This is a genomic window from Rhizobium sp. CG4 (assembly GCF_023701965.1).
In the GTDB taxonomy this organism is placed as follows: Bacteria; Pseudomonadota; Alphaproteobacteria; order Rhizobiales; family Rhizobiaceae; genus Agrobacterium.
In genome coordinates this window covers 991,277-1,017,020 of the sequence record NZ_JABAEG010000001.1, presented here as the reverse complement: position 1 = coordinate 1,017,020, position 25,744 = coordinate 991,277, and the positions used below count along the sequence as shown (strand labels likewise).

Annotated in this window: 24 protein-coding genes; 15 read left to right on the top strand and 9 right to left on the bottom strand. The window is 53.7% G+C overall.

Annotated features, from left to right (window positions below; translation table 11 throughout):
- Window positions 1-28: 28 nt before the first annotated feature.
- Both HGO37_RS04805 and HGO37_RS04800 read left to right on the top strand, forming a co-directional pair.
- The gene (locus HGO37_RS04805) at window positions 29-898 is read left to right on the top strand and encodes an amino acid ABC transporter substrate-binding protein (protein ID WP_250982419.1); all 870 of its coding nucleotides are present in this window, start codon (window positions 29-31) and stop codon (window positions 896-898) included.
- 54 nt (window positions 899-952) lie between these two features.
- Entirely contained in the window at window positions 953-1,849 is an 897-nt protein-coding gene (locus tag HGO37_RS04800; RefSeq protein ID WP_250982331.1) for an amino acid ABC transporter substrate-binding protein, read from the top strand.
- 12 nt (window positions 1,850-1,861) lie between these two features.
- Here the strand turns inward: HGO37_RS04800 and HGO37_RS04795 are convergent, their stop codons facing one another.
- Window positions 1,862-2,410 carry a cupin domain-containing protein gene (locus HGO37_RS04795; RefSeq protein ID WP_250982330.1) on the bottom strand — a complete coding sequence of 183 codons (549 nt, stop codon included), beginning with the start codon at window positions 2,408-2,410 and terminating at the stop codon, window positions 1,862-1,864.
- Between the two features lie 141 nt (window positions 2,411-2,551).
- Between HGO37_RS04795 and aptA the strand changes: the two genes are divergently transcribed.
- Window positions 2,552-3,886 carry an omega-aminotransferase AptA gene (aptA, locus tag HGO37_RS04790; RefSeq protein ID WP_250982329.1) on the top strand — a complete coding sequence of 445 codons (1,335 nt, stop codon included), beginning with the start codon at window positions 2,552-2,554 and terminating at the stop codon, window positions 3,884-3,886.
- A 60-nt stretch (window positions 3,887-3,946) separates the two neighbouring features.
- Here aptA and HGO37_RS04785 read toward each other — a convergent pair whose 3' ends face one another.
- Window positions 3,947-4,909, bottom strand: coding sequence for a LysR substrate-binding domain-containing protein (locus tag HGO37_RS04785; RefSeq protein WP_250982328.1), 963 nt, complete (start codon window positions 4,907-4,909; stop codon window positions 3,947-3,949).
- A 171-nt stretch (window positions 4,910-5,080) separates the two neighbouring features.
- Here HGO37_RS04785 and speB point away from each other — a divergent pair, with 171 nt between their 5' ends.
- The 6 genes from speB (at window position 5,081) to HGO37_RS04755 (ending at window position 10,842) form a co-directional block, all read left to right on the top strand.
- Entirely contained in the window at window positions 5,081-6,133 is a 1,053-nt protein-coding gene (gene speB / locus HGO37_RS04780; RefSeq protein ID WP_250982327.1) for an agmatinase, read from the top strand.
- 77 nt (window positions 6,134-6,210) lie between these two features.
- Entirely contained in the window at window positions 6,211-7,299 is a 1,089-nt protein-coding gene (locus HGO37_RS04775) for an ABC transporter substrate-binding protein (protein WP_250982326.1), read from the top strand.
- Window positions 7,300-7,371: 72 nt separating this feature from the next.
- Window positions 7,372-8,409 carry an ABC transporter ATP-binding protein gene (locus tag HGO37_RS04770; protein ID WP_192487961.1) on the top strand — a complete coding sequence of 346 codons (1,038 nt, stop codon included), beginning with the start codon at window positions 7,372-7,374 and terminating at the stop codon, window positions 8,407-8,409.
- Entirely contained in the window at window positions 8,406-9,260 is an 855-nt protein-coding gene (locus tag HGO37_RS04765) for an ABC transporter permease (protein ID WP_250982325.1), read from the top strand. Before HGO37_RS04770 ends, HGO37_RS04765 begins: the two co-directional genes overlap by 4 nt.
- Complete coding sequence (locus HGO37_RS04760; RefSeq protein WP_250982324.1) at window positions 9,257-10,057, top strand: ABC transporter permease; 801 nt, start codon at window positions 9,257-9,259, stop codon at window positions 10,055-10,057. The genes HGO37_RS04765 and HGO37_RS04760 overlap by 4 nt, the downstream gene beginning before the upstream one ends.
- A 2-nt stretch (window positions 10,058-10,059) precedes the next feature.
- Window positions 10,060-10,842 carry a carbon-nitrogen hydrolase family protein gene (locus tag HGO37_RS04755; RefSeq protein WP_250982418.1) on the top strand — a complete coding sequence of 261 codons (783 nt, stop codon included), beginning with the start codon at window positions 10,060-10,062 and terminating at the stop codon, window positions 10,840-10,842.
- Window positions 10,843-10,935: 93 nt separating this feature from the next.
- Here the strand turns inward: HGO37_RS04755 and putA are convergent, their stop codons facing one another.
- Window positions 10,936-14,625 carry a trifunctional transcriptional regulator/proline dehydrogenase/L-glutamate gamma-semialdehyde dehydrogenase gene (putA, locus tag HGO37_RS04750; RefSeq protein ID WP_502941374.1) on the bottom strand — a complete coding sequence of 1,230 codons (3,690 nt, stop codon included), beginning with the start codon at window positions 14,623-14,625 and terminating at the stop codon, window positions 10,936-10,938.
- Between the two features lie 176 nt (window positions 14,626-14,801).
- Between putA and HGO37_RS04745 the strand changes: the two genes are divergently transcribed.
- A complete protein-coding gene (locus HGO37_RS04745; protein WP_192487966.1) occupies window positions 14,802-15,272 on the top strand; it encodes an Lrp/AsnC family transcriptional regulator in 471 nt (156 codons plus the stop codon).
- 69 nt (window positions 15,273-15,341) lie between these two features.
- Here the strand turns inward: HGO37_RS04745 and HGO37_RS04740 are convergent, their stop codons facing one another.
- Both HGO37_RS04740 and HGO37_RS04735 read right to left on the bottom strand, forming a co-directional pair.
- On the bottom strand, window positions 15,342-15,908 hold the full coding sequence (locus tag HGO37_RS04740; RefSeq protein WP_250982323.1) for a sigma-70 family RNA polymerase sigma factor: 567 nt from the start codon (window positions 15,906-15,908) through the stop codon (window positions 15,342-15,344).
- Window positions 15,905-16,108 (bottom strand): NepR family anti-sigma factor, encoded by a 204-nt coding sequence (locus tag HGO37_RS04735; protein ID WP_192487968.1) that lies wholly within the window; start codon window positions 16,106-16,108, stop codon window positions 15,905-15,907. Before HGO37_RS04735 ends, HGO37_RS04740 begins: the two co-directional genes overlap by 4 nt.
- Window positions 16,109-16,247: 139 nt before the next feature.
- On the opposite strand from HGO37_RS04735, the gene HGO37_RS04730 reads away from it, so the two are divergent.
- Together HGO37_RS04730 and HGO37_RS04725 are read left to right on the top strand one after the other, a co-directional pair.
- Complete coding sequence (locus HGO37_RS04730) at window positions 16,248-17,042, top strand: response regulator (protein ID WP_192487969.1); 795 nt, start codon at window positions 16,248-16,250, stop codon at window positions 17,040-17,042.
- Between the two features lie 108 nt (window positions 17,043-17,150).
- The gene (locus tag HGO37_RS04725; protein WP_250982322.1) at window positions 17,151-18,140 is read left to right on the top strand and encodes a sensor histidine kinase; all 990 of its coding nucleotides are present in this window, start codon (window positions 17,151-17,153) and stop codon (window positions 18,138-18,140) included.
- Between the two features lie 253 nt (window positions 18,141-18,393).
- On the opposite strand, the gene HGO37_RS04720 is transcribed toward HGO37_RS04725, so the two are convergent.
- On the bottom strand, window positions 18,394-20,088 hold the full coding sequence (locus tag HGO37_RS04720) for a sensor histidine kinase (RefSeq protein ID WP_250982321.1): 1,695 nt from the start codon (window positions 20,086-20,088) through the stop codon (window positions 18,394-18,396).
- 283 nt (window positions 20,089-20,371) lie between these two features.
- Between HGO37_RS04720 and HGO37_RS04715 the strand changes: the two genes are divergently transcribed.
- Window positions 20,372-20,953: a PRC-barrel domain-containing protein gene (locus tag HGO37_RS04715; protein WP_250982320.1), complete on the top strand. Its 582-nt coding sequence runs from the start codon at window positions 20,372-20,374 to the stop codon at window positions 20,951-20,953.
- 74 nt (window positions 20,954-21,027) lie between these two features.
- Here HGO37_RS04715 and galE read toward each other — a convergent pair whose 3' ends face one another.
- The 3 genes from galE to HGO37_RS04700 all read right to left on the bottom strand — a co-directional run bounded on the left by galE (window position 21,028) and on the right by HGO37_RS04700 (window position 22,906).
- The gene (gene galE / locus HGO37_RS04710) at window positions 21,028-22,005 is read right to left on the bottom strand and encodes a UDP-glucose 4-epimerase GalE (protein ID WP_250982319.1); all 978 of its coding nucleotides are present in this window, start codon (window positions 22,003-22,005) and stop codon (window positions 21,028-21,030) included.
- 134 nt (window positions 22,006-22,139) lie between these two features.
- The gene (locus tag HGO37_RS04705; RefSeq protein WP_250982318.1) at window positions 22,140-22,556 is read right to left on the bottom strand and encodes a hypothetical protein; all 417 of its coding nucleotides are present in this window, start codon (window positions 22,554-22,556) and stop codon (window positions 22,140-22,142) included.
- Between the two features lie 8 nt (window positions 22,557-22,564).
- On the bottom strand, window positions 22,565-22,906 hold the full coding sequence (locus HGO37_RS04700) for an ElaB/YgaM/YqjD family protein (protein ID WP_250982317.1): 342 nt from the start codon (window positions 22,904-22,906) through the stop codon (window positions 22,565-22,567).
- Window positions 22,907-23,282: 376 nt separating this feature from the next.
- Between HGO37_RS04700 and nspC the strand changes: the two genes are divergently transcribed.
- On the top strand, window positions 23,283-24,380 hold the full coding sequence (gene nspC, locus HGO37_RS04695; protein ID WP_250982316.1) for a carboxynorspermidine decarboxylase: 1,098 nt from the start codon (window positions 23,283-23,285) through the stop codon (window positions 24,378-24,380).
- A gap of 83 nt (window positions 24,381-24,463) precedes the next feature.
- Window positions 24,464-25,705 (top strand): saccharopine dehydrogenase family protein, encoded by a 1,242-nt coding sequence (locus HGO37_RS04690; protein ID WP_192487977.1) that lies wholly within the window; start codon window positions 24,464-24,466, stop codon window positions 25,703-25,705.
- Window positions 25,706-25,744: the final 39 nt, after the last annotated feature.

Genomic DNA, 25,744 nt, shown 5'->3' with positions numbered 1-25,744 from the left:
AATGCGTAAATTTGCGTTGTCTCTTATTATGCTTGGCAGCCTTGTGTCCTGGTCGACGGCCAGCGCGGAAACGGCAAGTGTGACATTACAGGCCATATCCAAATCGGGAAAAATCCGCATTGGTTACCGTGAGGCAGAACCTCCGTTTTCCTACCGCTTGCCGTCCGGTGAGGTAGTCGGTTTTTCCATCGATCTCTGCAAAAGTTTGACAGACCACATTCGCCAATACCTGAAGCTGGACAAGCTGGATGTCGAATATGTCATGGCGACGCCGGCCACACGGTTCATTCTCGTCAAAACCGGCAATATCGACATTGAGTGTGCGGCAACCACCAACACGGCAGAGCGCCGCAAAACGGTGGACTTTTCCTATTCGAATTTCATGACCGCAACGCAGTTCGTGTCACGGACCGAAGATGGCATTTCCAGCATGAAGGATTTGACAGGGCGTTCGGTGACCTCGGCATCCGGCACGGTCAATATTGATCAGCTGAACCAGATCAACCGCGAGCAAAAGCTCAACATCGCGGTCATTCCAACCAAGAATAACGAAGAGTCCTTCGAACTGGTGGCCTCGGGACGAGCATCAGCTTTTGTGATGGATGGTATTTTGCTGGCGGCAATGATCGCCCAGTCACCAGACCCGTCGAAATACAGGCTGTCTGAGGAAACACTGAGTGAACCGGAGCCTTATGGTCTGATGCTTCGCCATGGAGACACAGCCTTCAAGACGCTGGTTAATGACAGCCTGAGGGAGATTTTCGCGGGAGATGAAATCAAGGCACTTTACAGCAAATGGTTCACTTCGCCGATACCGCCGAGCAACATGAATATGAACCTGCCGATGTCTGCAGCTTTAAGAAAAGCCTACGCAGCGCCAGTGGAGTTTAACGATTAATCCACATGCTGTTGTTTGATGATGAAATGAAGCTCATGCTTTCAGAGGATCACCATGTTGCGACTTAAAGCTCTGCTTTTTACCGGCTTGATGATGGCGTCGTCCTGTCAGGTTCTTGCGAATGAACCGGTGCCGACACTGGAGAGAATGACACAGTCAGGCACTATCAAACTGGGATATGCGACGAAAAACATTCCGTTCTCCTATCTCGATGACAAGGGTGAACCGGTCGGTTATACGATTGATTTATGCAGGCGGGTTGTCGATCTGGTGAAGCAAAAACTTTCCCGGCCTGACATCAAAATTGAGTTTGTTGAACGCACTGCCAGTAACCGCGTGGTGCTGTTGAATGACGGTTCGATCGATCTGGAATGTGTTTCGAGCACCAATACCGAAGAACGTCGCAGAAGCGTGTGGTTCTCCTATAGCCACTTCATTACATCGACGCGCTTCGTGACGCTTAAATCCAGCGGGATCAACTCTATCAACGATCTGGCCGGACGTACTGTCGTCGTTACCAAGGGTTCGACCAATATTGCCCAACTGAACACCATCAACCGTGAAAAGAGTCTCTATTTGGCGCTGGTGCAGGGTGTCAGCATCAATGATGCATTTGATATGGTCACACAGGGCAAGGCATCTGCCTTCGTGATGGATGGAATTCTACTGGCGTCTCTGGTGGCGAACTCGCAAAATCCCGAGAACTATGCGTTGTCTGCGGACACGTTGTCAGAACCGCAACCCTATGGGCTAATGTTGCGCAAGGACGACGTTGGCTTTCGTGATGCGGTCAATGACGCTTTGTTGAAGATCTATAAAAGCGGCGAGATCAACGACATCTACAACAAATGGTTCATGACGGATATCGGACCTGATGGCGTCAACCTCAACACGCCGATGACTGACGATCTGAAGGCGGCATTCGACAATCCTGTCAAACTCGGTGGATAATACTCAACCTGTTCAAAAGGTTGGCGGCGTGCAGGCGCTGATCACTTCGCAGGGAACTACGCCCACGCAGCGAAAGCGGTGCGGGCGACGGCTTTCAAAATAATAGGCATCACCCGGCCCGAGAATACGGCGTTCATCTTCCACGATAACTTCCAGCCGACCGGTTAAAACAATGCCGCCTTCTTCGCCTTCATGGACAAGTGGCACTTTGCCGGTGTCAGCACCGGGCTGATAACATTCTTTCAGAATTTGCAGGCTGCGGCCAAACAGGTTGTTGCCCACCTGGCGAAAAGAAATCGAGCCCTTGCCGATTTCAGTCAATTCTTCCGCTGCGTAAAAGAACTGCCTTGGTTTTTCCGGCTGAAACGCGAAGAACTCGGCAAGGCCGATGGGGATTCCGTCCAGAATGCGCTTTAATGCGCCAACTGACGGGTTGGAGGCGTTCGATTCAATCAAAGAAATGGTGGAATTCGTGACGCCTGCACGTCTCGCCAATTCTCTCTGCGAGAGGTTGTGAAGCGTTCTTAAATGTCGCAACCTGTTGCCAATATCGACTGACATGCCTTAACCCTGTTGTCGTTGTTCGAAATATCGAAACATTAGCTCTTCGGCATCAGTTTTTTCAATAGGTTGGCTTCTTGAAGAAAAAGGCTTGTTGAAGAAGGGGAAATATTTCACAAATTGGCAAACATGGAGAGCATCATGAACGCGCATAACAAACCCAATACACCCGTGCTTGAAAACTTCTGGATGCCATTTACTGCCAACCGGCAGTTCAAGGCAGCGCCTCGTCTGTTGGCCAGTGCCTCGGGCATGTATTACACCGACGTTGACGGCAACAAGGTTCTGGATGGCACTGCCGGTTTGTGGTGCGTGAATGCCGGTCACGGCCGTGAGCGGATTGCCGAAGCCGTCGAGCGTCAGCTTCGCACCATGGATTTCGCACCAACCTTCCAGATGGGCCATCCGATTGCCTTTGATTTTGCCGAAAAGCTGGCCGCCATTGCACCCGGCGGTGAAGCTGCCCAGCTGGACCGCGTGTTCTTTACCGGTTCCGGTTCTGAGTCTGTCGATACCGCGCTGAAGATTGCTATTGCCTATCAGCGTGCCATTGGGCAGGGAACGCGCACCCGCATCATCGGTCGTGAAAAGGGTTATCACGGCGTTGGTTTTGGCGGTATCTCGGTTGGTGGCCTCGTCAACAACCGTCGTGTTTTCCCGCAGATCCCGGCGGACCACATGCGCCATACGCTGGATGTGGAGCGCAATGCATTCAGCAAGGGCCTGCCGCAGCATGGCGTCGAACTTGCAGATGATCTGGAGCGGCTTGTAGGCCTGCATGGCGCCGAAACCATTGCTGCTGTGATCGTTGAGCCGATGTCCGGTTCTGCTGGCGTGGTGCTGCCAGCAAAGGGTTACCTTGAGAAGCTGCGTGCCACGGCTGACAAATACGGCATCCTGTTGATTTTCGATGAGGTGATCACCGGCTTCGGTCGCCTTGGAACACCTTTCGCCACGGATTATTTTGGCGTTGTTCCTGACCTCGTTACCACGGCCAAGGGCATTACCAACGGCACGATCCCGATGGGCGCGGTGTTTGCAAAGCGTGCGGTTTACGATGCACTGATGCAGGGACCGGAAAACCAGATCGAACTGTTCCACGGTTATACCTATTCCGGGCATCCGGTTGCCTGCGCGGCTGGCATTGCAACGCTTGAAGTCTATGCTGAAGATGGTCTGTTGACCCGCGCAGCAGACCTTGCCGAGTACTGGCAGGAGGCGCTGCACTCCTTCAATGGGCATGCAAATGTCCTCGACGTTCGCAACCTCGGTCTGGTTGGCGCGATCGAACTTGCACCACGCGACGGTGCGCCGGGAGCCAGAGCCTATGACGTCTTTGTTGATTGCTTCAACAAGGGTCTGCTGATCCGCGTGACAGGTGATGTGATTGCGCTATCGCCGCCGCTGATTATCGAGAAAGAACAGATCGATACGCTTGTGTCGATTATTGGCGATGCAATTAAAAGAGCAGCCTGATCAATCCTAAAAAAGGCGCCAGTCACTGGTGCCTTTTTTGTTGGCTGTTTCGAAACACCATCAGTGTTTGTCGTCCGTGTCCTGTCGTGCCGAGCGGGAGCGGAGCAATGTATGCGCTGACCGTTTTGGCTCCGGCAGCTTGTCTTCATCCAGTGAGGCGTAAAGCCAGTCGATAAACACGCTGACGATGGGTGCGTTGCGCATTTCGTGACGACAGGCGACGTGAAACGCGTCATCAGCCGGCACAGTCAAATCGAATGGCAGGACAAGCTCACCCTCGGCAATCAGGTTTGCAGCGGTGATGGTGTCGCCCAAGGCAATGCCCTGTCCATAAAGCGCAGCCTGTGTAGAAAGATGGGCGTCACTCATGAAGTGCTGGCGCGGGCGGGGTACGGCAGTTGCGTCTGCCGCCGTCAGCCAGGTGTTCCATTCCCGGCCGGTATCGCCATGCAGCAACACGTGATCCGACAGATCGCGTATCGAGCGTAACGGTCTGTTGTTGAGCAGGGTCGGACTTGCCACTGGAAACAGCCGGATTTCGCTCCACAGGTTGCTCCATATGCCGGGCCACCGGCCGTTTCCATAGAGAATGCACAGATCAATATCGGACGAGTTGAGCATGGCCGGATCATTGCCGGTCATCAGCGTCAGGCTGATATCCGGAAACTGTTCCGAGAACCTGTTTAGCCGGGGGATCAGCCAAAGGGACAGAAGGCCAGCCACGCTGCCGATCGTCAGTTTTCCGCCGGTTGCAGGGCGTGCCATCAGCGCCGTGGCTGCGGCAATACTGCCGAATGCCTGTGTGACGACAGGTAACAGCAGTGCACCTTGTGAAGTCAGTTTCAACCGTCTGCCGCCCCGTTCAAACAGCACTGTGTTAAGCGACTCCTCGAGCGCCTTGATCTGGTGGCTGATGGCGCCATGTGTCACGTTCAACTCCCGCGCGGCGGCTGATACGGAGCCACGTCTGGCAGTTGCTTCGAAAGCCCTGAGAGGGTTGAGAGGGGGCAGACGACTGGACATTGAGCATTGTCCTTGTGTGAGAAAAATTCACATTAATTGCTACAACAATGTGAATTGCTTTTTCAATTGCCTTGCGTTGAAATGACGAAAACATGGGCAGTATTTTTACCGTCCAAAAAATGTGCGGCGCACATGGATGCGTTGCCGGTCAATGTGAATGGGAACCACAAGATGACATTCGACGACAAAAAGCTGCAAGAACTGAAGGCGAAGTATGGCGAAAGCCATGGCGGTGAACTGTTCGATCCCAAGTTCAGCAAGGTGGCGAGCAAGATTTTTTCCAAGAGCGGCACACGTGTTGCGCCCTATGCGGGAATGCCGACGCTGCTGGCTGCGCCGCATATGCCTGTTGACAATGACGAGCCGGATTTCGGCAATCTTCAGGTTGCCCTGCTTGGCGTGCCGATGGACCTCGGTGTGACCAACCGCACCGGCTCTCGTTTCGGGCCGCGCGCGTTGCGCGCCATCGAACGTATTGGTCCCTACAATCACGTTCTCAATTGCGCGCCGGTGCATGATCTGCGCGTTGCTGACATTGGTGACGTTGCATTCCGCAGCCGTTACCGTCTGGAAATGAGCCATGACGATATCGAAAAGCGTCTTAACCAGATTGTCGATGCCGGTGTTCTGCCGCTGGCAGTGGGCGGCGATCATTCCATCACCCATCCGATCCTCAAAGCGGTCGGGAAAAACCGCCCGGTTGGCATGATCCATATCGACGCGCATTGCGATACTGGCGGTGCCTATGACTTGACCAAGTTCCACCACGGCGGTCCGTTCCGTAATGCGGTCCTCGACGGTGTTCTCGACCCGACCCGCACGATCCAGATCGGTATTCGCGGCTCGTCCGAATATCTGTGGGAGTTCTCCTACGAATCCGGCATGACCGTTATCCACGCCGAGGACGTAACCGGTCTCGGTATTCCCGCAATCATCGATAAGGCCAAGGCAATTATCGGTGACGGCCCGACCTATCTGTCTTTCGACATCGACAGTCTTGATCCATCTTTTGCGCCCGGTACTGGCACACCGGAAATCGGCGGGCTGACGACGCGCGAGGTTCTTGAGCTGGTTCGCGGTCTGAAGGGCATGAACATCGTGGGTGGTGATGTGGTTGAAGTGGCACCACAATATGATGCCACAACCAATACCGCACAGGCTGGTGCGCAAATGTTGTTCGAAATCTTGAGCCTGATGGTGTTTAGTCCTTCCGTCAAAAGCTGATGATGACTTATTATCCGTAACAAAAACTGGGGACGGTCTGATAAAAGAAGACAGGCCGAACAATAAAGGAGAAGTCGATGTCTGAAAAAATTACATTGCCGGTCAGTCGCCGCACGGTTCTGGGAGCCGGTCTTGCTGGCGCATCCATGCTGGCCATGCCTTCCATCCTGCGCGCGCAGGACAAGTCGTTGAAAGTCGGTGTTTACGGTGGTTACTTCAAGGATTCGTTCGACAAGAACATTTTCCCTGAATTCACCAAGGCCACCGGCATTGCTGTTGAATCCGTCGCTGAGCCGACAGGTGAAGCATGGCTGGTACAGCTTGAGCAGGCCGCCAAGGCAGGTCAGGCTCCGGCCGACGTTTCCATGATGTCGCAGGTGGCGGTTCTGAAGGGCCAGGCGACTGATCTGTGGGCATCGCTTGATCTTGCCAAGATCCCAAGCTCTTCCGGTCTGATCGATCGTTTCATCAACAAATATCCTGACGGTCGCGTGTCCGGTATCGGTGCGGTGTCCTGGTACATCACGCTGGTGACCAACACGGATGTCTACAAGGAAGCACCAACCTCCTGGGAAGCCCTGTGGGATCCGGCCAATGCCGACAAGATCGGCCTTCTGGCACTGGTGTCCAACTCCTTCCTTCTGGAAGTGACAGCCAAGACATATCTTGGCGGCACCAATGCACTCGACACCGAAGAGGGTCTTCTCAAGGCGTTTGAAAAGCTGGCGGAAGTGAAGTCCAATGTCAGCCTCTGGTACCGTGATGAGGCGCAGTTCGAACAGGCGTTGAAGTCGGGCGAAATCCCGATGGGTCAGTATTACCACGACGTAACCGGTCTTGCCGCTTCGCAGGGTCAGCCGGTTCGCTCGACCTTCCCGAAGGAAGGCGGCATTCAGGACGCCGGTTCGTGGGTTCTGTCGCGTGCATCCAAGAAAACCGAAGAAGCGCATGCCTTCATCGAATATATGAGCCAACCGGCAACGCAGGCCGTGTTGTCGCGCAAGGTTGGCACAGCGCCAACCGTAAAGCGTGAACTGACCGACCTGACGGCGGAAGAGTTCGCGTCAGTGTCTTCGGATATCGATCCGGTTATCCCGCGTTACGATCTCTACCAGACCAAGTCTGACTGGTTGAACCAGAAGTGGACTGAGATGATTGCCGGTTAAAGCACTCATTTACAAAACAACATCCGGTCCGGGGAAACCCGGATCGGCTTTCAAAAAATAAACGGGGAATGTATGTCCGGTCTGGCCCTGAATAACATCGTCAAGCAATTCGGTAACTTCACGGCCGTGAATGGCGTCAGCCTGAATGTTCCACACGGCACATTCGTCTGTCTGCTTGGCCCTTCCGGCTGCGGAAAAACGACATTGATGCGTATGATCGCCGGGTTGGATTTGCCAACCAGCGGCACGATCCGTCTTGATGGTGATGACATTACAACCGTGCCGACGCACAAACGCGACCTTGGCATGGTGTTCCAGTCGCTGGCGCTGTTTCCGCATCTGACGGTGGGCGAAAATATCGCCTACCCGTTGCGCATCCGTGGTGCTGGCAGGGAAGAGCAGAAAAAGCGCGTTGACGAGTTGCTGGCGATGATCCATTTGCCCGGTTACGCCGACCGCCCCGTTTCCAAACTATCTGGCGGCCAGCGCCAGCGCGTCGCCATTGCCCGTGCCCTGACAATTTCGCCAAAGCTGTTTCTGCTGGATGAACCCCTGTCGGCACTGGACGCGAAATTGCGTGAGGCGATGCAGGTTGAACTGCGCCAGCTTCAGCAGCGTCTGGGCATTACCACCATCGTCGTGACACATGATCAGCGCGAAGCGATGACCATGGCCGACACGGTTGTGGTGATGAATGGCGGCGAAATCCGCCAGGCCGCAGCCCCGGTCGATGTCTATCGTAAACCGGCCGATACCTTCGTTGCCGACTTTATCGGCATGACCAACCTCATTGATTTTTCCGCCGACAGTGCTGGCCGTGCTGTTGTGCTTGGCGAAGCTGTCGAGGGATTGGCACTTTCGTCCGGCCTGTCAAAGGGCGTGATTTCGGTGCGCCCGGAAGATGTCGAACTGACGGCGCCCGGTCATGGCACGATATCCGGAACCGTTACCTTTGTGCGTGATCTTGGCGGTACGATCGAAACCTTCGTCGAGGCGGGCGGCAAGCAGATTGTTGCCGTGTCGACACCGAGCGCCCGTCCTCAGGTTACTGTCGGGCAAAATGTTGGCGTGAAGCTCGGCGCTGATGTCTGCGTGGTGTTGAAATCATGAGACGGGAAGCGCCGCAAAAACTGACCGATTACGGGCCGCTGCTGTTTCCAGCCCTGATGCTGATCATTTTCTTCGTCGTTCCCTTTGGCACGATGATTTCGGTTTCGTTTTTTCAACGCTTGCAGGGGGCGTTTTACGAACCGGCCTTCGTTCTAGACAATTACGCCCGGTTCATGAGCCTGTTTTTCGGGCGCGTGCTTGGCTTTTCACTGATGCTGGCGGTGCTTGTAGCCATTTGCTGCGTGGTGATCGCCGTGCCCTTCACCTACCTGCTGTCGCGCTCGGCGCGAAAGGTGCAGGTACTGTGGCTGGTGACTTTGTTGTCGGTGTTGTCGCTGTCTGAAGTCATGATCGGCTTTGCATGGTCCACGTTGTTTTCGCGCACCGCTGGTATCACCAACCTGTTTGTGGCGATCGGATTGATGGAGCAGGCAAAGGCTCTGACCCCGAGTTTTGGCGCTGTGTTGACAGGTATTGTCTACCAGGCACTGCCTTACACCGTACTGGTGCTTTATCCCGCACTTGTACGGCTTGATCCGACATTGACCGAGGCTGCGCGCACCCTTGGTGCCTCTCCAATCAAGGCATTCTTCACAGTCGTGGTGCCAGCGCTCAGAAGCACGATCATGGCAACCTCGATCATGGTGTTCATCTTTGCGCTCGGTTGTTACCTGCTGCCTCAGCTGCTCGGTCGTCCGCAGCATTGGACCTTGTCGGTGCTGATTACGGATCAGGCGATCTACCAGTCCAACATGCCGTTTGCAGCGGCCATGGCGGTATTCCTTGTTCTCGTAACCCTTGGACTTGTCGGCTTGACGCTGTTTCTAGGACGTAAGGGAGAAGCGGCATGACTACGTTTCTGAAACGCCTTTTCTTCACACTGTTCGGCCTGTTTCTGGCAATGCCGCTGATTGTGGTTGCCGGTGTGTCGGTCAATGAAAAACAGACGCTGGCATTTCCGCCGCAGGGTTTTTCACTGTCGTGGTATGGCGAAATTTTTACCAATGTCGAATGGCGTAACGCGCTGTTTGCATCGGTAACGCTGGCTGCTCTTTCGGCTGCCCTTGCGTTGTTGATCGCTTTGCCGCTGGCGTGGTTTCTGTGGCGTCGTATCGCGCCATGGGCAAATGTTTTTCAGGTGCTGGGTGTTGCGCCATTTACGCTACCACCAGTTATCACAGCGCTTGGCCTTTTGACCTTCTGGGCAACAACGGGCTTTTATGGTCAACCCTGGACGGCAGTTGTCAGTCACGCCATCTTTTTCGTGACACTGCCGCTGGTGACGATTTCACTCGGATTTTCCTCGATCGATCGCTCGCTGGTCGAGGCTGCATCGACGATGGGCGCCAATGACCGTACCATCTTCAGGACTGTAGTATTACCATTGATCCTGCCCTATCTGGTGTCAGGTTATGCCTTCGCATTCGTGCTGTCGCTCAACGAATATATCGTCGCCTATATGACTGTCGGTTTCACCATGGAAACCCTGCCGATCAAGATCTTCAATGCTTTGCGTTACGGCTACACCCCGACCATGGCCTCGGTGACCGTGTTATTCCTGACAATTGCAGCTGTGGTCTTTGGTCTGGTGGCCCGGTTCGGTGACTTGCCGAAACTTCTGGGTGCCATGTCCTCCAACGACAAGTGAGTATCATGAAGATCGCAGCTTTGCAGATGCAATCGGTTTTGGCAGATGTTTCGGCCAATCTGGCGCGTGTTGAACAGGCAGCAAAGGAGGCAGCCTCTCAGGGTGCCGGATTGCTGATTGTGCCTGAACTTGCAGTCACCGGTTACGGGGGAGGCGAAGCCATGGCGTCACTGGCATCTCCGGCCGGTGGCGAGATTGAACAACGCTTGGCAGAGATTGCACGCGTCTATTCGATTGCCGTTGTGGCGGGGTTTGCAGAACGTGCCGGGGACAAGGTTTATAACAGCGCGATCTTTGTCGATGAAAAGGGCAATAGCCGCATCTACCGAAAATCCCACCTTTATGGCGATTACGAGCGTTGCCTGTTTTGTGCTGAAAAACCATCGGCCGTTCTGGTTGAGTATGGTGGCATCACTTTCGGTATGCTCATTTGCTACGATGTCGAGTTCCCGGAAAATGTCCGCCGTCTTGCACTTGCCGGCGCTGAGCTGGTGGTTGTGCCGACAGCCTTGCCCAAGGGGGCGTCGGGCAGCTTTATTGCCCAGACATTGATCCGCACGCGTGCTTTTGAAAACCAGGTTTATGTCGCTTACGTCAATCACTCCGGGAGCGACGGCGCCTTTGATTATGCCGGACTATCCTGTATTGCAGCGCCGGACGGCCAATTCCTCGCACAGGCGTCCGCGGACAATGACGCCCTTCTTTACGCTGAGATAGAGCCCGGGGCCTACGCGCAATCCCGACAGGAAAATACCTATCTGCGCGATCTCATTCCACTCACATAAACAACCCGACAGAAGCTTCGAGCATCTGCCGGGTTATGGAAAGAAGCACGTTGCTTCAGGTGATCTGAGCAACGTGCTTTATTTTTGGTGGTGTCAGCCGATTGACATCAGGCTGGCGTTGCCGCCGGCAGCTGTGGTGTTGACGCTGACAGATACCTCTTCAACCAGCCAGTTCAGGCAATAGGCCTGCTCTTCACCGGCCAGTTCAGCGCTCGATGCGGCCTGTACGAGCACAAGCGGGCCAGGCAGGGCAGCAATAAGCCCGTTTGTCTGCTTGATCTTGTCGACATTGCCTTCAATCAGCGCGCCAGCAAATGGTCCTGCGTTCTTCCAGTCTGCAGACCATGTGATGCGATTTGCGATCGCCTGCGGCACGCCGGAAAGCGATGGCTGCAGGTTTGCAGCCGTATCAATGACCACGTTGTTACCTGTTGCCAATGCTGCCGACAGTTGCTGGTAGAGACCGCTTTCAGTTTCCGGAACCAGCAGGATGCGACCGCGCGGATGCAGAGCATAGACGTTGCGTTCGCCAACCGGGCCTTCCAGTTCGGTTTCAAAACCGACGGCGGACAGGTCTGCGGTGTTGCGGGCATTGGCGGCGGCTGATGTCTTGCTCTTGCTATCCAGCCACTTTGCAAATTCGGCAATCGCCGGATCGGCTTTACCGTTGTGCTTTTCTGCAAAGACCGGTGCCTTGGTCGACAGACGGCCAAGGTAAAGTGGTCCACCTGCCTTAGGACCGGTGCCAGATAGACCGCGACCACCGAATGGCTGCACACCGACGACCGCGCCGATGATGTTACGGTTGACGTAGAGGTTACCTGCCTTCACGCGAGACAAGACATGGGCGATGGTTTCATCAAGGCGTGTATGAAGGCCGAATGTCAGGCCATAACCGGTTGCGTTGATGTCATCGATCAGCTTGTCGAGGTTGTCACGCTTGAAGCGAATGACGTGCAGAACCGGACCAAACACTTCGCGCTTGAGGTCGGATAGGTTTTTCAACTCGATGATGGTCGGCGGTACGAATGTACCCTTGCCAGTTTCGCCAGCCAGTTCGATCTGTTCGATACGATTGCCAATCGAACGCATGCCCTCAATGTGGCTTTCAATGATGCCCTTGGCTTCAGCAGTGATAACAGGGCCGACATCCACGGACAGACGGTCGGTACGGCCGATGCTGAGTTCGTGCAACGCACCCTTCAGCATGGTCAGCGTGCGGTCCGCCACATCTTCCTGCAAGCACAAGACACGCAGTGCCGAGCAACGTTGACCGGCGCTGTCGAAGGCAGAAGCAATCACGTCGAAGACAACCTGCTCTGCAAGGGCAGAGGAGTCGACGATCATGGCATTCTGGCCACCGGTTTCCGCAATCAACGGAATTGGGCGGTTGCCTGCCGATACGCGCGTTGCAAGCTGGCTCTGGATAAGGCGGGCAACTTCGGTGGAGCCGGTGAACATGACACCAGCTGTCTGCGGCGCACCAACGAGGGCAGCACCAGTTTTGCCGTCGCCAGGCATCAGCTGGACGGCATCGGCCGGAACGCCTGCTTCATGCAAAAGGCGGATGCCTTCGGCGGCGATCAGCGGGGTTTCTTCCGCTGGCTTTGCGAGAACCGGATTTCCCGCGACCAATGCTGCAGTCACCTGACCGATGAAAATCGCCAGCGGGAAGTTCCACGGGCTGATGCAGACGATTGGACCGAGTGCCTTCTGTTCGCTTGCAAAGTTGTTGCGGGCTTCTTCCGCGTAATAACGCAGGAAGTCGATGGCCTCGCGCACTTCTGCAATGGCGTTTGGCAGGGACTTTCCTGCTTCGCGCACAATCAGGCCAAGCAATATTGGCATTTTTGCCTGCATCAAATCAGCAGCGCGTTCGATGATTGCTGCACGTTCTGCGACTGGCAGGTTTGGCCAATTGGACGCGGTGGCAGCCTCGAATGCCTGCTTGACGTCAGCTTCGGACGGTTCGGTCACGTAGCCGACGATATCGGTGTGGTCGCCAGGGTTCAAAACCGGTCGGCTTGCACCCGTCGATGCCGGGAAAGCCGCCGTCCACTGCATGGCTGCACTTTCCGTCAGTGCGGCGCTCAATGCCGACAGAGAGTTTTCGTTGGCAAGGTCAATGCCGTCGGAGTTGCGGCGCTCTGTGCCGTACAGGCCGGCTGGGCTCGAAATCTTGTCATGCTGAGCACCCGGAACCGGCATTGCCTTCACAATGGCAACCGGGTCGGTCAGCAGGTCATCGACCGGTACAGCGGGATCGGCAATACGGTTAACGAAGGACGAGTTGGCGCCGTTTTCAAGAAGACGGCGAACGAGATAGGCGAGTAGGGTTTCATGCGTTCCGACAGGTGCGTAGAAACGGCACGGACGGTCAAGTTTGTCCTTGCCGACAACTTCACTGTAAAGCGGCTCACCCATGCCATGCAGGCACTGGAATTCATAATCGCCAATTTTGAAGTCCGGTCCGGCCAGGTGGTAGACGGTCGCCATTGTCTGGGCATTGTGCGTGGCAAATTGCGGGAAGATCACGTCGCGTGCAGCAAGCAGCTTGCGCGAGCAAGCAATGTACGACACGTCGGTGTGGATCTTGCGGGTGTAAACGGGGAAGTCATCCAGACCATCCAGTTGCGCACGCTTAATTTCCGCATCCCAGTAAGCGCCCTTGACGAGACGCACCATGATACGGCGGTTTGAGCGACGGGCAAGATCGATGATGTAATCGAGGACAAACGGGCAGCGGCGACCATAGGCCTGCACAACGAAGCCCAGACCTTCCCAGTTACCGAGATCAGGATCAAGCGCCAGCGATTCCAAGAGGTCGAGCGAAAGCTCCAGGCGGTCTGCTTCTTCGGCGTCGATATTGAGGCCGATGTCGTAGTTTTTCGCCATCACCATCAGCGCTTTGACGCGTGGCAGCAGTTCAGCCATGACGCGGTCTGCCTGCGAGCGCGAATAACGTGGATGCAGTGCGGAAAGCTTGATGGAAATGCCAGGCCCACCATAAACCCCACGGCCGGCAGATGCCTTGCCGATGGCATGGATGGCTGCCTCATAATCCTGGTAATAGCGCTCCGCATCCTTGCCGGTTGTGGCTGCTTCACCCAGCATGTCGTAGGAATACTGGAAGCCCTTTGCTTCATAGGGCTTGGAACGCTGGATGGCTTCGCCAATCGTCTGGCCGGTCACGAACTGTTCGCCCATCATGCGCATCGCCATATCGACGCCACGACGAATGACTGGTTCGCCCGCGCGGGCGATCAGACGGGTGAGGGCGGAGGAAAGACCAGTATCGTTGACGGTCGATGTCAATTTGCCGGTGATCACCAGACCCCATGTGGCGGCATTGACGAACAGCGAGCGACCGCCACCGATGTGAGACTTCCAGTCACCATTGGCAATCTTGTCACGGATCAGTGCGTCACGGGTTGCGGTGTCGGGAATGCGCAGCAACGCTTCTGCCAGACACATCAGCGCCACGCCTTCTTGACTGGACAGCGAATACTCCTGCACCAGACCTTCCACGCCGGTGCCTTTTGCCTTGGAGCGCAGGGCTTCAATCAGCTTGCGGGCGATGGAGCGGATTTCTTGTGCCGACTGTTCGGTGACAGTGGCGCGTTCCAGAAGAGGAGCAATGCAGTCCTGCTCAGAGCGGCGATAAGCCTGGGTAATGGCCTGACGGTATGCATTCTGTTCGCGTACAGGCGGTGCAAACCGCTCGAAGACGCCTTGAGCAGTCGTATTTCCATTCACACCCATGCTGCCTGTGACATCCGCCATCGGTTCGTCCTTCCAATTCTCAATGCATGAAATCGTTTTTGCAAAGGTGCACAGAAATATTTCGCGCACCTTTTCTCTGCTGAGAACATAACATTTCGCAGGAAATTGCATTGTCCTTATTTTTGCAATAAAATAGGCAAAACAGTCTTATTAAATCATAATGAAAGTCTATATTGATGGTTCAAGGCGTAAAATCAGGCGATTTGGATCAGTTCGATATGAAGATCCTCGAAGCTCTCAGCGATGATGGCCGCATGTCGGTTTTGCAGTTGTCGAAACAGGTCGGCCTGTCGAAAACGCCGTGTCAGGCGCGACTTAAAAGACTGATCGAAGACGGATATATTCTGGGTTTTCGCGCAACACTTAATCCGGCCAAGCTTGGACTTGAACATATTGCCTTTACTGAAGTGAAATTGTCCGACACCCGCGAAAAGGCGCTTGAGGATTTCAACTCGGCTGTACGAAAAATCAAGGAAGTCGAAGAATGCCACATGATCGCGGGCTCGTTCGATTATCTTCTCAAAGTCAGAACAACGGATATTCGCAAATATCGCCGGGTGCTGGGTGAAAAAATCTCCAGCCTTCCATCCGTTTCCAATACATCGACCTATGTCGTGATGCAGTCCGTGAAGGACACCGGTATTTAAGGCGCAAGCGCCTCTGGTTTTCATGCAAAAGGAAAAGGCTTGAGAGTGTTGAACTCTCAAGCCTCGATATCAGCGAATGATAGCGCTTGTGGTAACCGCAGTCATCTGGGCATCCGGCCCAAACTCCCGCTCATCCTCAATGCCGAGCAGTTCCTGCAGGCGCAGACGCGCGCGGCTTACACGGCTTTTGATGGTGCCAACAGGGCAGCCGCAAATTTCGGCGGCTTCTTCATAGGCAAAACCTGATGCACCAACCAGCAGAATGGCTTCACGCTGGTCATCCGGCAGCAAGGCAAGTGCCTGCTTGAAATCCTGGAGGTCTACTGAACCGTTCTGTTCTGGTGGCACTGAAAGCTTGGATGTGAAAGCACCGTCGGTGTCCTGGACTTCACGGCCTGATTTTCTGATCTGGCTGTAAAATTCATTGCGCAAAATGGTGACAAGCCAAGCCCGCATATTGGTGCCAGGTTGATAGCTGTCCTGTTTTGCCCACGCTTTCATGATGGTGTCCTGAACTAGATCATCTGCGCGATCGCGCGATCTAATCAGGGAAATGGCGAAGGCACGCAAGTTTGGCAGCGCAGCAAGCATTTCACGCTTGAAGTCGCGCTCGTTCTGATCCGAGGAACCGGTCATCGCGCCTCCGATGTACCGGCGTTACGCTCGGCTTCATCCAGCTTTTCCAGCAGATCGAGAAATTTGTCCGGAATACCTTCGTCTTGAACAGTGTCGTAGAGTTCTCTTAACTTGCGGGAAATAACAGTACGTCCGGAGGCTGGAACAACTGGTCCATCCGCCTTTCCTGCAATATCATCATCTGTCTGAAAATCACTCATAACTTAAAGTAGTCCTTTCATCGCCGTACAATAAAATGCGGCAAGCAAAAAAGAGTTCCGGCAGTGTGGAACTTTTTTTTAAGTGTTGTGTTTACACACGGATTTGCAGGGCAAATCGCATGTAAGGGGAGAATTATTAATGTCAGTTTCCACTCGTATAGCGCCTCATCTGCCTTATTTACGCAGGTTTGCGAGAGCCGTTTGCGGTTCCCAGACCACAGGTGATGCCTATGTTGCTGCGAGCCTCGAGGCCTTGATCGCCGATGTCAGTATTTATCCCAAGACCAGCAGCGACAGAGTTTCAGTCTATCAATTGTTTGTCTCTATTTTTGGTTCCGTTAGCATCAATATAAACCCCGAAGAACCACTGAGTGGTTGGGAAAAGCAGGCCTCTGCCAATTTGGCAGCACTGCCGCCTCTTCCAAGGCTGGCATTTCTGCTAACCACAGTGGAAGAGTTCAGCGCCAGTGAAGCTGCGGAAATTATTCAGGTTTCGGAAAAGAAGCTTGGCGAACTGATCGACACAGCCGCATCGGAAATCGCCCGCCAAGTGGCAACCGATATCATGATCATCGAAGATGAGCCTTTGATCGCCATGGATATCGAGCAAATGGTGACAGACCTCGGTCACAATGTTACCGGCATTGCTCGTACCCACAAAGAAGCCATCGAGCTGTTCAAGACCACCCGTCCAAAGATGGTTCTTGCAGATATCCAGCTGGCCGACGGAAGTTCCGGTCTTGAAGCGATGAATGAAATCCTGCAGTCCACATCGCTGCCAGTTATCTTCATCACGGCATTCCCGGAGCGACTGCTGACTGGCGAACGGCCAGAGCCGACCTTCCTGGTTACCAAGCCATTCAACCCAGATATGGTGAAGGCACTGATCAGTCAGGCGCTCTTCTTTAATGAAAATTCACGTGCTGCTGCATAGGTGATTTGTCCAGTCATGACGGGGGAAGGGTAATGCTCTTCCCCGGACATGGTGTTCGTCACAACCTTCGCGAAGCGGTTGTTGTGACATTGTTTAAGGAGATCATGAGTGCACCGTCTGGCTTGGTACACGCCTGGGCAGGATGAGCAGGAATTACGTGAATCGCTGATACTCGCTCTGCTGGATTCCGGCGAGACTGTCATGCTTCAGGATTGTTCCTCAAACTACATCTTCATAGCCAATCTCCCGGATCTTTGGCAGGTTCCCGCCGGGTGCGAACCCACTGATGAAAATCTTTTTGGATCGGAGTTGGCCCTTCGGCTTTCAGATTTGAAGCAAGGGCTCAACGTGTCCGGTGCCAGCGGTATGCTGGAGGTGAATGCGGGCGAAGACCGGATTTTCCAGTTTGCTGCCTACACAACCGTCACGCGCGGTGAGCAGCTTGTAATCAAAACCACGATCCGTGAGGTCACTGCAGAACGCAGGCGTGAGCAACTATTGCGCTCTTTATTGCGTGAAGTGAGCCACAGGTCGAAGAACCTGATGGCGATCATTCAAAGTCTTGCTTCGCAAACGGCACGTTTTACGCTGTCGAAAGACGAGTTCCTGCGCAAGTTCAGGGGGCGTCTGCATGCGCTGTCGCAGGCGCAGGATCTGATTACCGATTCCGATTGGCGAGGCGCTTCGGTTTTTGACCTATTGCGTCAGCAGTCCAATCTCTATCTGCCGGAATATCCGCATCTGGTTCGCATGCATGGCGATAATGTGCTGCTGAACCCGAATGGTGCTGTCTATGTCGGGTTGGCGTTTCATGAGCTGGTGGTTAACACCATCTCTCATGGCGGTAATTTGGCAAGCCATCTTCCAGTTACCTTGCACTGTACCCGTTCGCAGACGGATGGGGAGGATCGGCTGGAAATTCTATGGGAGGAGCCACTCTCAAACCGGCCTATCGAACCAAAGCCGGAGGGGCATAAGCACAATGCCCATTTTGGCAGTGTTGTGCTTGAAAAGGTCGTCCCGGCGGCTTTGGCTGGCGAGGCGGTTTATGAAATTCATACCGACCACATCCGCTATCGTCTGACGTTCCCTATTTAACAGTGGTTACTTCTGCCAGTTTTGCGGCCCTCCCCAATTTTGTTGCGGGAGGGTTATTCATTTGGGCAAGTGATTGATACTCAGGAAATCAGCCATAAAAAAAGCCCGGTTCGGGGGCTGAACCGGGCTTTTTTATACAGGTCTTAGGGCGGGACCTGCATAAGCCAAGGGAATGACGGGGGACGGGGTAACATTCCTGGCTTGCAGAAAGAATGCGTGAGCATTCATTTCGTTCCAAAGAAATTTTCATTTTTTATTCTGCCTCGGATGTTTTGCTTGATTTGATGAAATAGCGTGTTGGGGCAGTGAGCGTCCAGGCAAAGCCAGAGGTGGCGTAATCCATGGCGACAACGCCCGAAAACGCGCCTTCTGCATGACGTTTGACAATGGTTGAGCCAAATCCTTTGCGGCTTGGTTGTTCGGCCGCCGGCCCATTTTTCTCGCGCCAGTAAATCGTCATCATCTCCTGACCATCTTCTCTCTCAGATTGCTGCCATTCAATTTCAACGATGCCGTTTTTGACGGACAGCGCACCATACTTGATGGAGTTGGTCGTCAATTCGTGCAGGATCAATCCGAGATTCTGTGCTGCCTCTGGCGAGAGCATGAAGTCTTCACCCTTGTTGACGACTTGCTGGCTTACACTGCCGAACACATCAAGATGGGTTTCGATCAATTTCTTGATTGGCAATCCCTGCCACTGTGTTTCTGTCAGGGCACGAATAGACATACCAAGGCCACGCAGTCTGTGATCGACCTCTCTCTGGAAATCAGCAATCGACGTGTTTTCACGCGCAAGCTGCCGCATCATCGCTTGCACAAGTGTCAGGATATTTTTTGATCGATGAACAAGCTCGTGCAGAACCAGCAACATGTGGTCTTCAGCCTGACTTCGGTCGAAGGAGGCATTGGACAGAGCAATAGCCACTTGGTTCGCTTCGGTGATCTTGGTCTGTACCGGTGCAACAATTTCGCCCTGGCCGATGCGCTCCGCCATATCGGTTATTTCCAGTATCGAGCTTCGCAGTTGCCGACCGACGATATAGGCGCCGGTGATTGCGGCTAGCACCATCAGCACGCTGCCTATCATCATGTTGCGCCAGGTGCTGACCAATGCGACCTGGCTAGAGGATGCCGGACCCCAGATAACAGTTTTCCATGACCAACCGAGAAACTGGGAATAGGCGAAGACGTTGCCGTGATCATCGAGAAAGTTGCCACTGAAACCGCTCATGCGGCCGAGCAGATTTTCCTCGGTAAATGCTTCTCCAGGCACGACCTTGCCTGGTTCGCTTGAGATAATCACCCTGTCTTCATCGTCCAGCACGGCAACAGACCAGTCAGCAGGCAGGTTCTCTGTCGAGATAAGCGGGCGAAGATCAGCGGCATTTTGCGTCATGATCAGTGCATCGCCTGTGCTTGCAAGTCTCGACGGTAGCGGCAATGTAACGTTAAACACCCATTGCTTGCTGGTGTTGCCAAAAAAGATATTCGATACGGTTATGCGGTTTTGAGACAGCGATTTCGAGAGGTCTGCCTGCTCAGGAATTTTTCCCAGCGTTTCGCCTGATGGCAGGCGCGTGTTCAGCTTCTGCTGCCCGTCTTTGGTGGCGACAATAACGTAAAGACCTTCTTGCGCGAGGCTTGAATGAATACGGCGCTGAAAGGCGGGAAGATCGTTGCTTTCAAGTTCTGGAAACTGTGCCAGCAAGTTGAGGGATGTTGCCATTTCCTGTAGGCGGCGTTCAATGCTGCGGCTTATCGCTCTGGCGTCGTCTACGGTTTCACGTTGCAGGTCGGAACGTTCGTCGGCCTCGAGTTTGAACATCAGGTAGCCGGTAAAAACAATCAGCGGCAAGGTGACGACAGTGGTCATCACCACAATATAAGCTCTTAGCGAAGCGACCGGGAACAACCGTCCAAGGTATGCTTTGAGTTTCTCGATCATCCCGTTCCTTGTCGGTCATGCGACTGATTTCACTTTCAGGCGATGAGAACGATTGCCAAACTGGCGATACATTATGTCATGCCGGATCATTTTAAAAGCATGATTACACCCCGAAATTTAGGGCGTTAGAATGAAAAAGCAAAGACATTTCCGTGTGTTGAGAAACTTTCTCGATAAAATAAGGAACCATCTCCGCCCTTGTGCCGTTTCCATACCGAACAGCAAACACAACCGAACATACCGGTTATTGCAAGTTCTTGATGTTACGAAAGGAAGGTTCGATATGAAGAAGACACTCACCATGATCGCATCCGCTGCCCTGTTGGGTTCAACTGCTTTCGCACCACTTGCGATGGCGCAAACCACACCGGCCCCGGGTGCTCCAGCAAGCCCTTCGGTAGAAAGCCCTGCGGCTACACCCGCAACTCCTGTTGCTCCTGCAACACCTGATGCGACTGTTGCCCCAGACACAGCCGCTTCCGCGTCGGGTGAATATTTGACCGAGCAGTCTGAGCAGCAGGTCAGTGCCAATGATTATATTGGCAAGTCGATCTACACCTCTGGTGATGAAAGCATCGGTAACGTGACCGACCTTATTATTCAGGAAAACGGTGGCATTGATGCAGTTGTCGTAGGTGTTGGTGGTTTCCTTGGTATTGGCGCTAAAAACGTAGCGCTGCCAATCGACAAGGTAACTGTAACGCGTGACGCTGAAGCTGGTACCGTTCGTTTGACGACGATGGAAACAGCTGATGCCCTGAAGGCGGCACCACAGTTCATGACGCTGGAAGAAAAGCGTAATGCACAGAATGCCCAGGCGCCAGCAATGCCTGATACCTCGACAACCTCGTCAACCACCCCGTAATGGTTAGTTGAGTTCAAATAAAAAGGCGATGCTGTTGGCATCGCCTTTTTTGTTGCCTGTCTATCAGAGACATTTCAGCCGTTATGAGTGGAATGCCATTGCCAGGCCGAGCTGATAATGTCTTTTAACGTATATTGTGGATCCCAACCCAAAACTTCGCGTGCCTTGTCATTATTGGCGACTAGTGTGGTGGAGTCACCCTCGCGACGATCGGCATAGGTCACCGGAAATGGGCGTCCGGATATGTCGGAAATGGTATTCAGCAATTCCTTGACCGTGGTGCCCGTGCCGGTGCCAAGGTTCAACTCAACGGTTGAGCCTCCCGCCAGCAGATAATCGACAGCACGAACATGGGCGTCGGCCAGATCGAGCACATGGATGTAATCACGAACACAGGTGCCGTCGCGTGTGTCATAGTCTGTTCCGAAGATCTTGAAACCTTCACGGCGGCCAAGTGCTGCGTCGATTGCCAACGGAATGGCGTGGGTTTCCGGCGTATGCCATTCGCCGATACGGCCTTCAAAATCTGCACCTGCTGCGTTAAAGTAACGCAGGATAACCGACCGTAGATTTTTGTAGGTGCCAAAATCCTTCAAGGCTTGTTCAATGATAAGCTTGGTGCGGCCGTAGGGATTGATCGGTGCTTGTGGGTGTTGTTCATCCAGCGGCACCCGTTCCGGAAGACCATAGGTCGCGCAGGTGGACGAAAACACAAATGCATCGATCCCGGCATTTAGCGCGCAGGAGAGCAAGGTCAGTGCACCAATGACATTGTTGTCGTAAAAGGCGACCGGTTCCTTGACAGATTCTCCAACTTCGATCAGCGCCGCAAAATGCATCACCGCCTTTGGCTTGTGCTTTGCAATGACCTCTTCAAGGCGTGCACGGTCTCTGATGTCGCCCTGCTCGAATGGGCCCCAGCGCACAAATTCTTCATGTCCATTGGAAAGGTTATCGTAAACTACGGGCTCGTAGCCTCTTTCTGCAAGCAGGAGGCATGTGTGCGAGCCAATATATCCGGCCCCACCGACGACGAGAATTTTTTCTGGCATCTATTGTCTCTCAATTACTGCACCACGCGTTTCATTGCATGGTTTCCAGATCGAGGCCAGAGACGCAGACAGTTGTTACGGCAATATTAGGGGAGAACGGTATCCGGCCGTCCGATAACAGCCGGATAGATTTGTTACTTGCGCACGATTGGCCGCGCAGCCAGAAATGCTAACACACCGGCAACCGCTAGGGTCACATAGGGCCGGGACTGCATGGCGTTGCCAACCAATGACTGCACAACAAGCGGCGCCATGGCGACTTGCCCCACTCCAGGCGGAGGGCCGTAGGCACGTGGCCGGTTCATTACAGCCAAGATTATCAGTGCGATAACACCAAGCAAGAAGGCGATGCCTGCAATCAACAAAGCTGCAGGGCCGGCGCCAATTTCCCGGGCCAGATAGATGGCGCCAGCAATGATGCCGAAGATCAGAGCGACCAGAAAACTGAACAAGCAGAATGCCCACAACATGGCCTTGCAGCGCATGCGGCGGGTTATAACTCTGCCCTCACGCTGGCTGTCGCTGAGGTAAACGAGAAGGGTTTGGAGCATGGCGATTATTAGCGACGGTTGATAACGGCAAGCAAAAAGCCGACCGCAACAGCAATGCCAATAGACTGCAGGGGCTTTTTTTGCACCTGTTCTGTCAGGCTCTGGTTGAGGGCGGAAAACTCGTCGCGAACATTTTGCGCTGCTTGGGTGGAGGCGTTGATTGCCTCATCTGTGACACGACTTGCCTGCGCTTTGATCTCATCAGTCGCATCAACGCCAAGAGCTTTGACACTTTTGGCAAGGCCAGCAAGATCTTCTCGCAAACGTGCGAGCTGCTCGGCAATTTCCGTAACATTCTCATTTTCGAGCGCCTGATCGATCTTTTCATTCACGTTGCGTGGTCCAGCCATGTGTTGTCCCTTTCAGTTGTTGCCCTGTCAAAAATACGTCTATTGCGTGTCTCACATATAGCCGAAGAAGTAGAGAAGGATAATGACTGGGATAGGAATACCCACCAGCCAGAGAAGAATGCCTCTCATATTTATCTCCATTAGGGCGCTCGCAGGTACGCTTCACGCCAACTTTACCAACTACGGCTTTAAACAGCTCGAGACTGCATATTGTTCCATGACAAAAGGAATTTGCTGGCGATGACAGCCTGTTGACGGCTTTTTTTGGCAAACAGGGTTTGCACACGCACAACATTTCTGCGTGGTTATTTGTTTTCCTGTCACAAGCATCATATAAGGCCCATCAAAATCCTATAGACGAAGATGTGACGCCGCGATGATTCAGACACCTTATTACATGATCGACAAGTCCAGACTGCTCCAGAACATGGAGAAGATTGCCTATGTGCGGGAGAAGTCCGGCGCCAAGGCTTTGCTGGCGTTGAAGTGCTTTGCCACATGGTCGGTGTTCGATTTCATGAGCCAGTATATGGATGGCACGACATCCTCATCGCTGTACGAGGTTCGTCTCGGCCATGAGAAGTTTGGCGGCGAAACTCATGCTTACAGCGTGGCCTATGCCGATTACGAGATCGATGAAGTCATCTCGCATGCTGACAAAATTATTTTTAACTCGATCAGCCAGCTTGAGCGTTTTGCTGACAAGGCTGCTGGTATCACGCGCGGACTTCGCCTCAATCCTCAGGTCAGCTCGTCCAGTTTTGATCTGGCGGACCCGGCCCGTCCGTTCAGCCGTCTCGGTGAGTGGGACGTCGCCAAGGTCGAGAAGGTCATGGATCGGATCTCCGGCTTCATGATCCACAACAACTGCGAAAACAATGATTTTGCGCTGTTTGACCGCATGTTGACGCAGATCGAGGAAAAGTTTGGAACGCTGCTTTCTCGCGCCGAATGGGTAAGCCTTGGTGGTGGCATCCACTTTACCGGCGAAGGTTACCCGATCGATGCATTCTGTGACCGCCTCAAGGCGTTCTCGCAAAAATACGACGTGCAGGTTTATCTGGAGCCAGGCGAGGCTTCGATCACCAAGAGCACGACGCTTGAAGTGACGGTTCTCGATACGCTTTATAACGGCAAAAACCTGGCAATTGTCGACAGCTCGATCGAAGCACATATGCTCGATCTGCTGATCTACCGGGAGAACGCCAAGGTAACGCCGAATGAAGGCGACCACAACTTCATGGTTTGCGGCAAGTCCTGCCTCGCCGGCGATATTTTCGGCGAGTTCCGTTTTGGCTCCGAGCTCAAGATCGGCGACCGGATTTCGTTCCAGGACGCTGCTGGCTATACTATGGTCAAAAAAAACTGGTTCAATGGCGTGAAAATGCCGGCCATCGTCATCAAGGAACTGGATGGCTCGCTTCGTCCGATCCGTGAATTTGATTTTGCCGATTACGAGCAAAGTCTGTCGTAACATGAGCTGTCAGAAGGGCAGCTCCTGTAAAACCTAATCCAACAGTATCTTATCCCCGTGGGGAAAAGGAGGCATCACCTGAAATGAAGAAGAACGTTCTCATCATCGGCGCCGGTGGCGTGGCACAGGTCGTGGCGCACAAGTGCGCCCAGAACAGCGATGTATTGGGAGACATTCATATTGCGTCACGCACCGTTGAAAAGTGCCGCAAGATTGTCGAATCCGTACGCGAGAAGAAGAGCCTCAAAACCGAGGTGAAGCTTGAGGCCCATGCGCTTGACGCTATGGATGTTGAGGCAACAAAAGCCTTGATAGAGAAAACCGGTGTTGAAATTGTTATCAACGTCGGTTCGGCTTTCGTGAACATGTCCGTTCTTCGCGCCTGCATGGATGCAGGTGTTGCCTATATGGATACTGCAATCCACGAAGATCCGGGTAAAATCTGCGAAGCACCACCGTGGTACGGAAACTACGAGTGGAAGCGCGCCGCAGAGTGCAAGGAAAAAGGTATTACTGCCATTCTCGGCGTCGGTTTCGACCCGGGTGTCGTGAACGCCTATGCACGCCTTGCCAAGGATGAATATTTCGACAAGGTCACGTCGGTTGATATCGTTGATATCAACGCTGGCAGCCATGGTCGCTGGTTCTCCACCAATTTTGACCCGGAAATCAACTTCCGGGAGTTCACGGGCGTTGTTTACTCCTGGCAGAACCAGCAGTGGCAGACCAACAAGATGTTCGAGGTTGGTCAGGAATTTGACCTGCCGGTTGTCGGCAAGCAAAAAGCCTACATGACCGGCCATGACGAAGTGCATTCGCTGTCCAAGAACATGGACGGCGCCGATGTCCGTTTCTGGATGGGCTTTGGTGATCACTACATCAACGTCTTTACCGTGCTGAACAACCTTGGTCTTCTGTCTGAAAAGCCGGTTAAGACCGCCGAAGGACTTGAAGTTGTGCCGCTGAAGGTGGTCAAGGCCGTTTTGCCTGATCCGTCATCTCTTGCACCTGATTATGTCGGCAAGACTTGCATTGGCGATATCGTCAAAGGCACCAAAGACGGCAAGGAACGCGAAGTCTTCATTTACAACGTGGCTGACCACAAGGAAGCCTATGAAGAAGTCGGCAGTCAGGGCATTTCCTACACTGCTGGCGTGCCACCAGTTGCTGCGGCGATGTTGATTGCGACCGGTGAGTGGGATGTGAAGCAGATGGCAAACGTGGAAGAACTGCCGCCGCAGCCATTCCTCGACATCCTGAACCGCATCGGCCTGCCGACGCGCATCAAGGATGAGAACGGCGATCGCGCGCTGGACTTCTCTTGAAGATAGACAAAAAAAGCCCCGCAATTGCGGGGCTTTTTT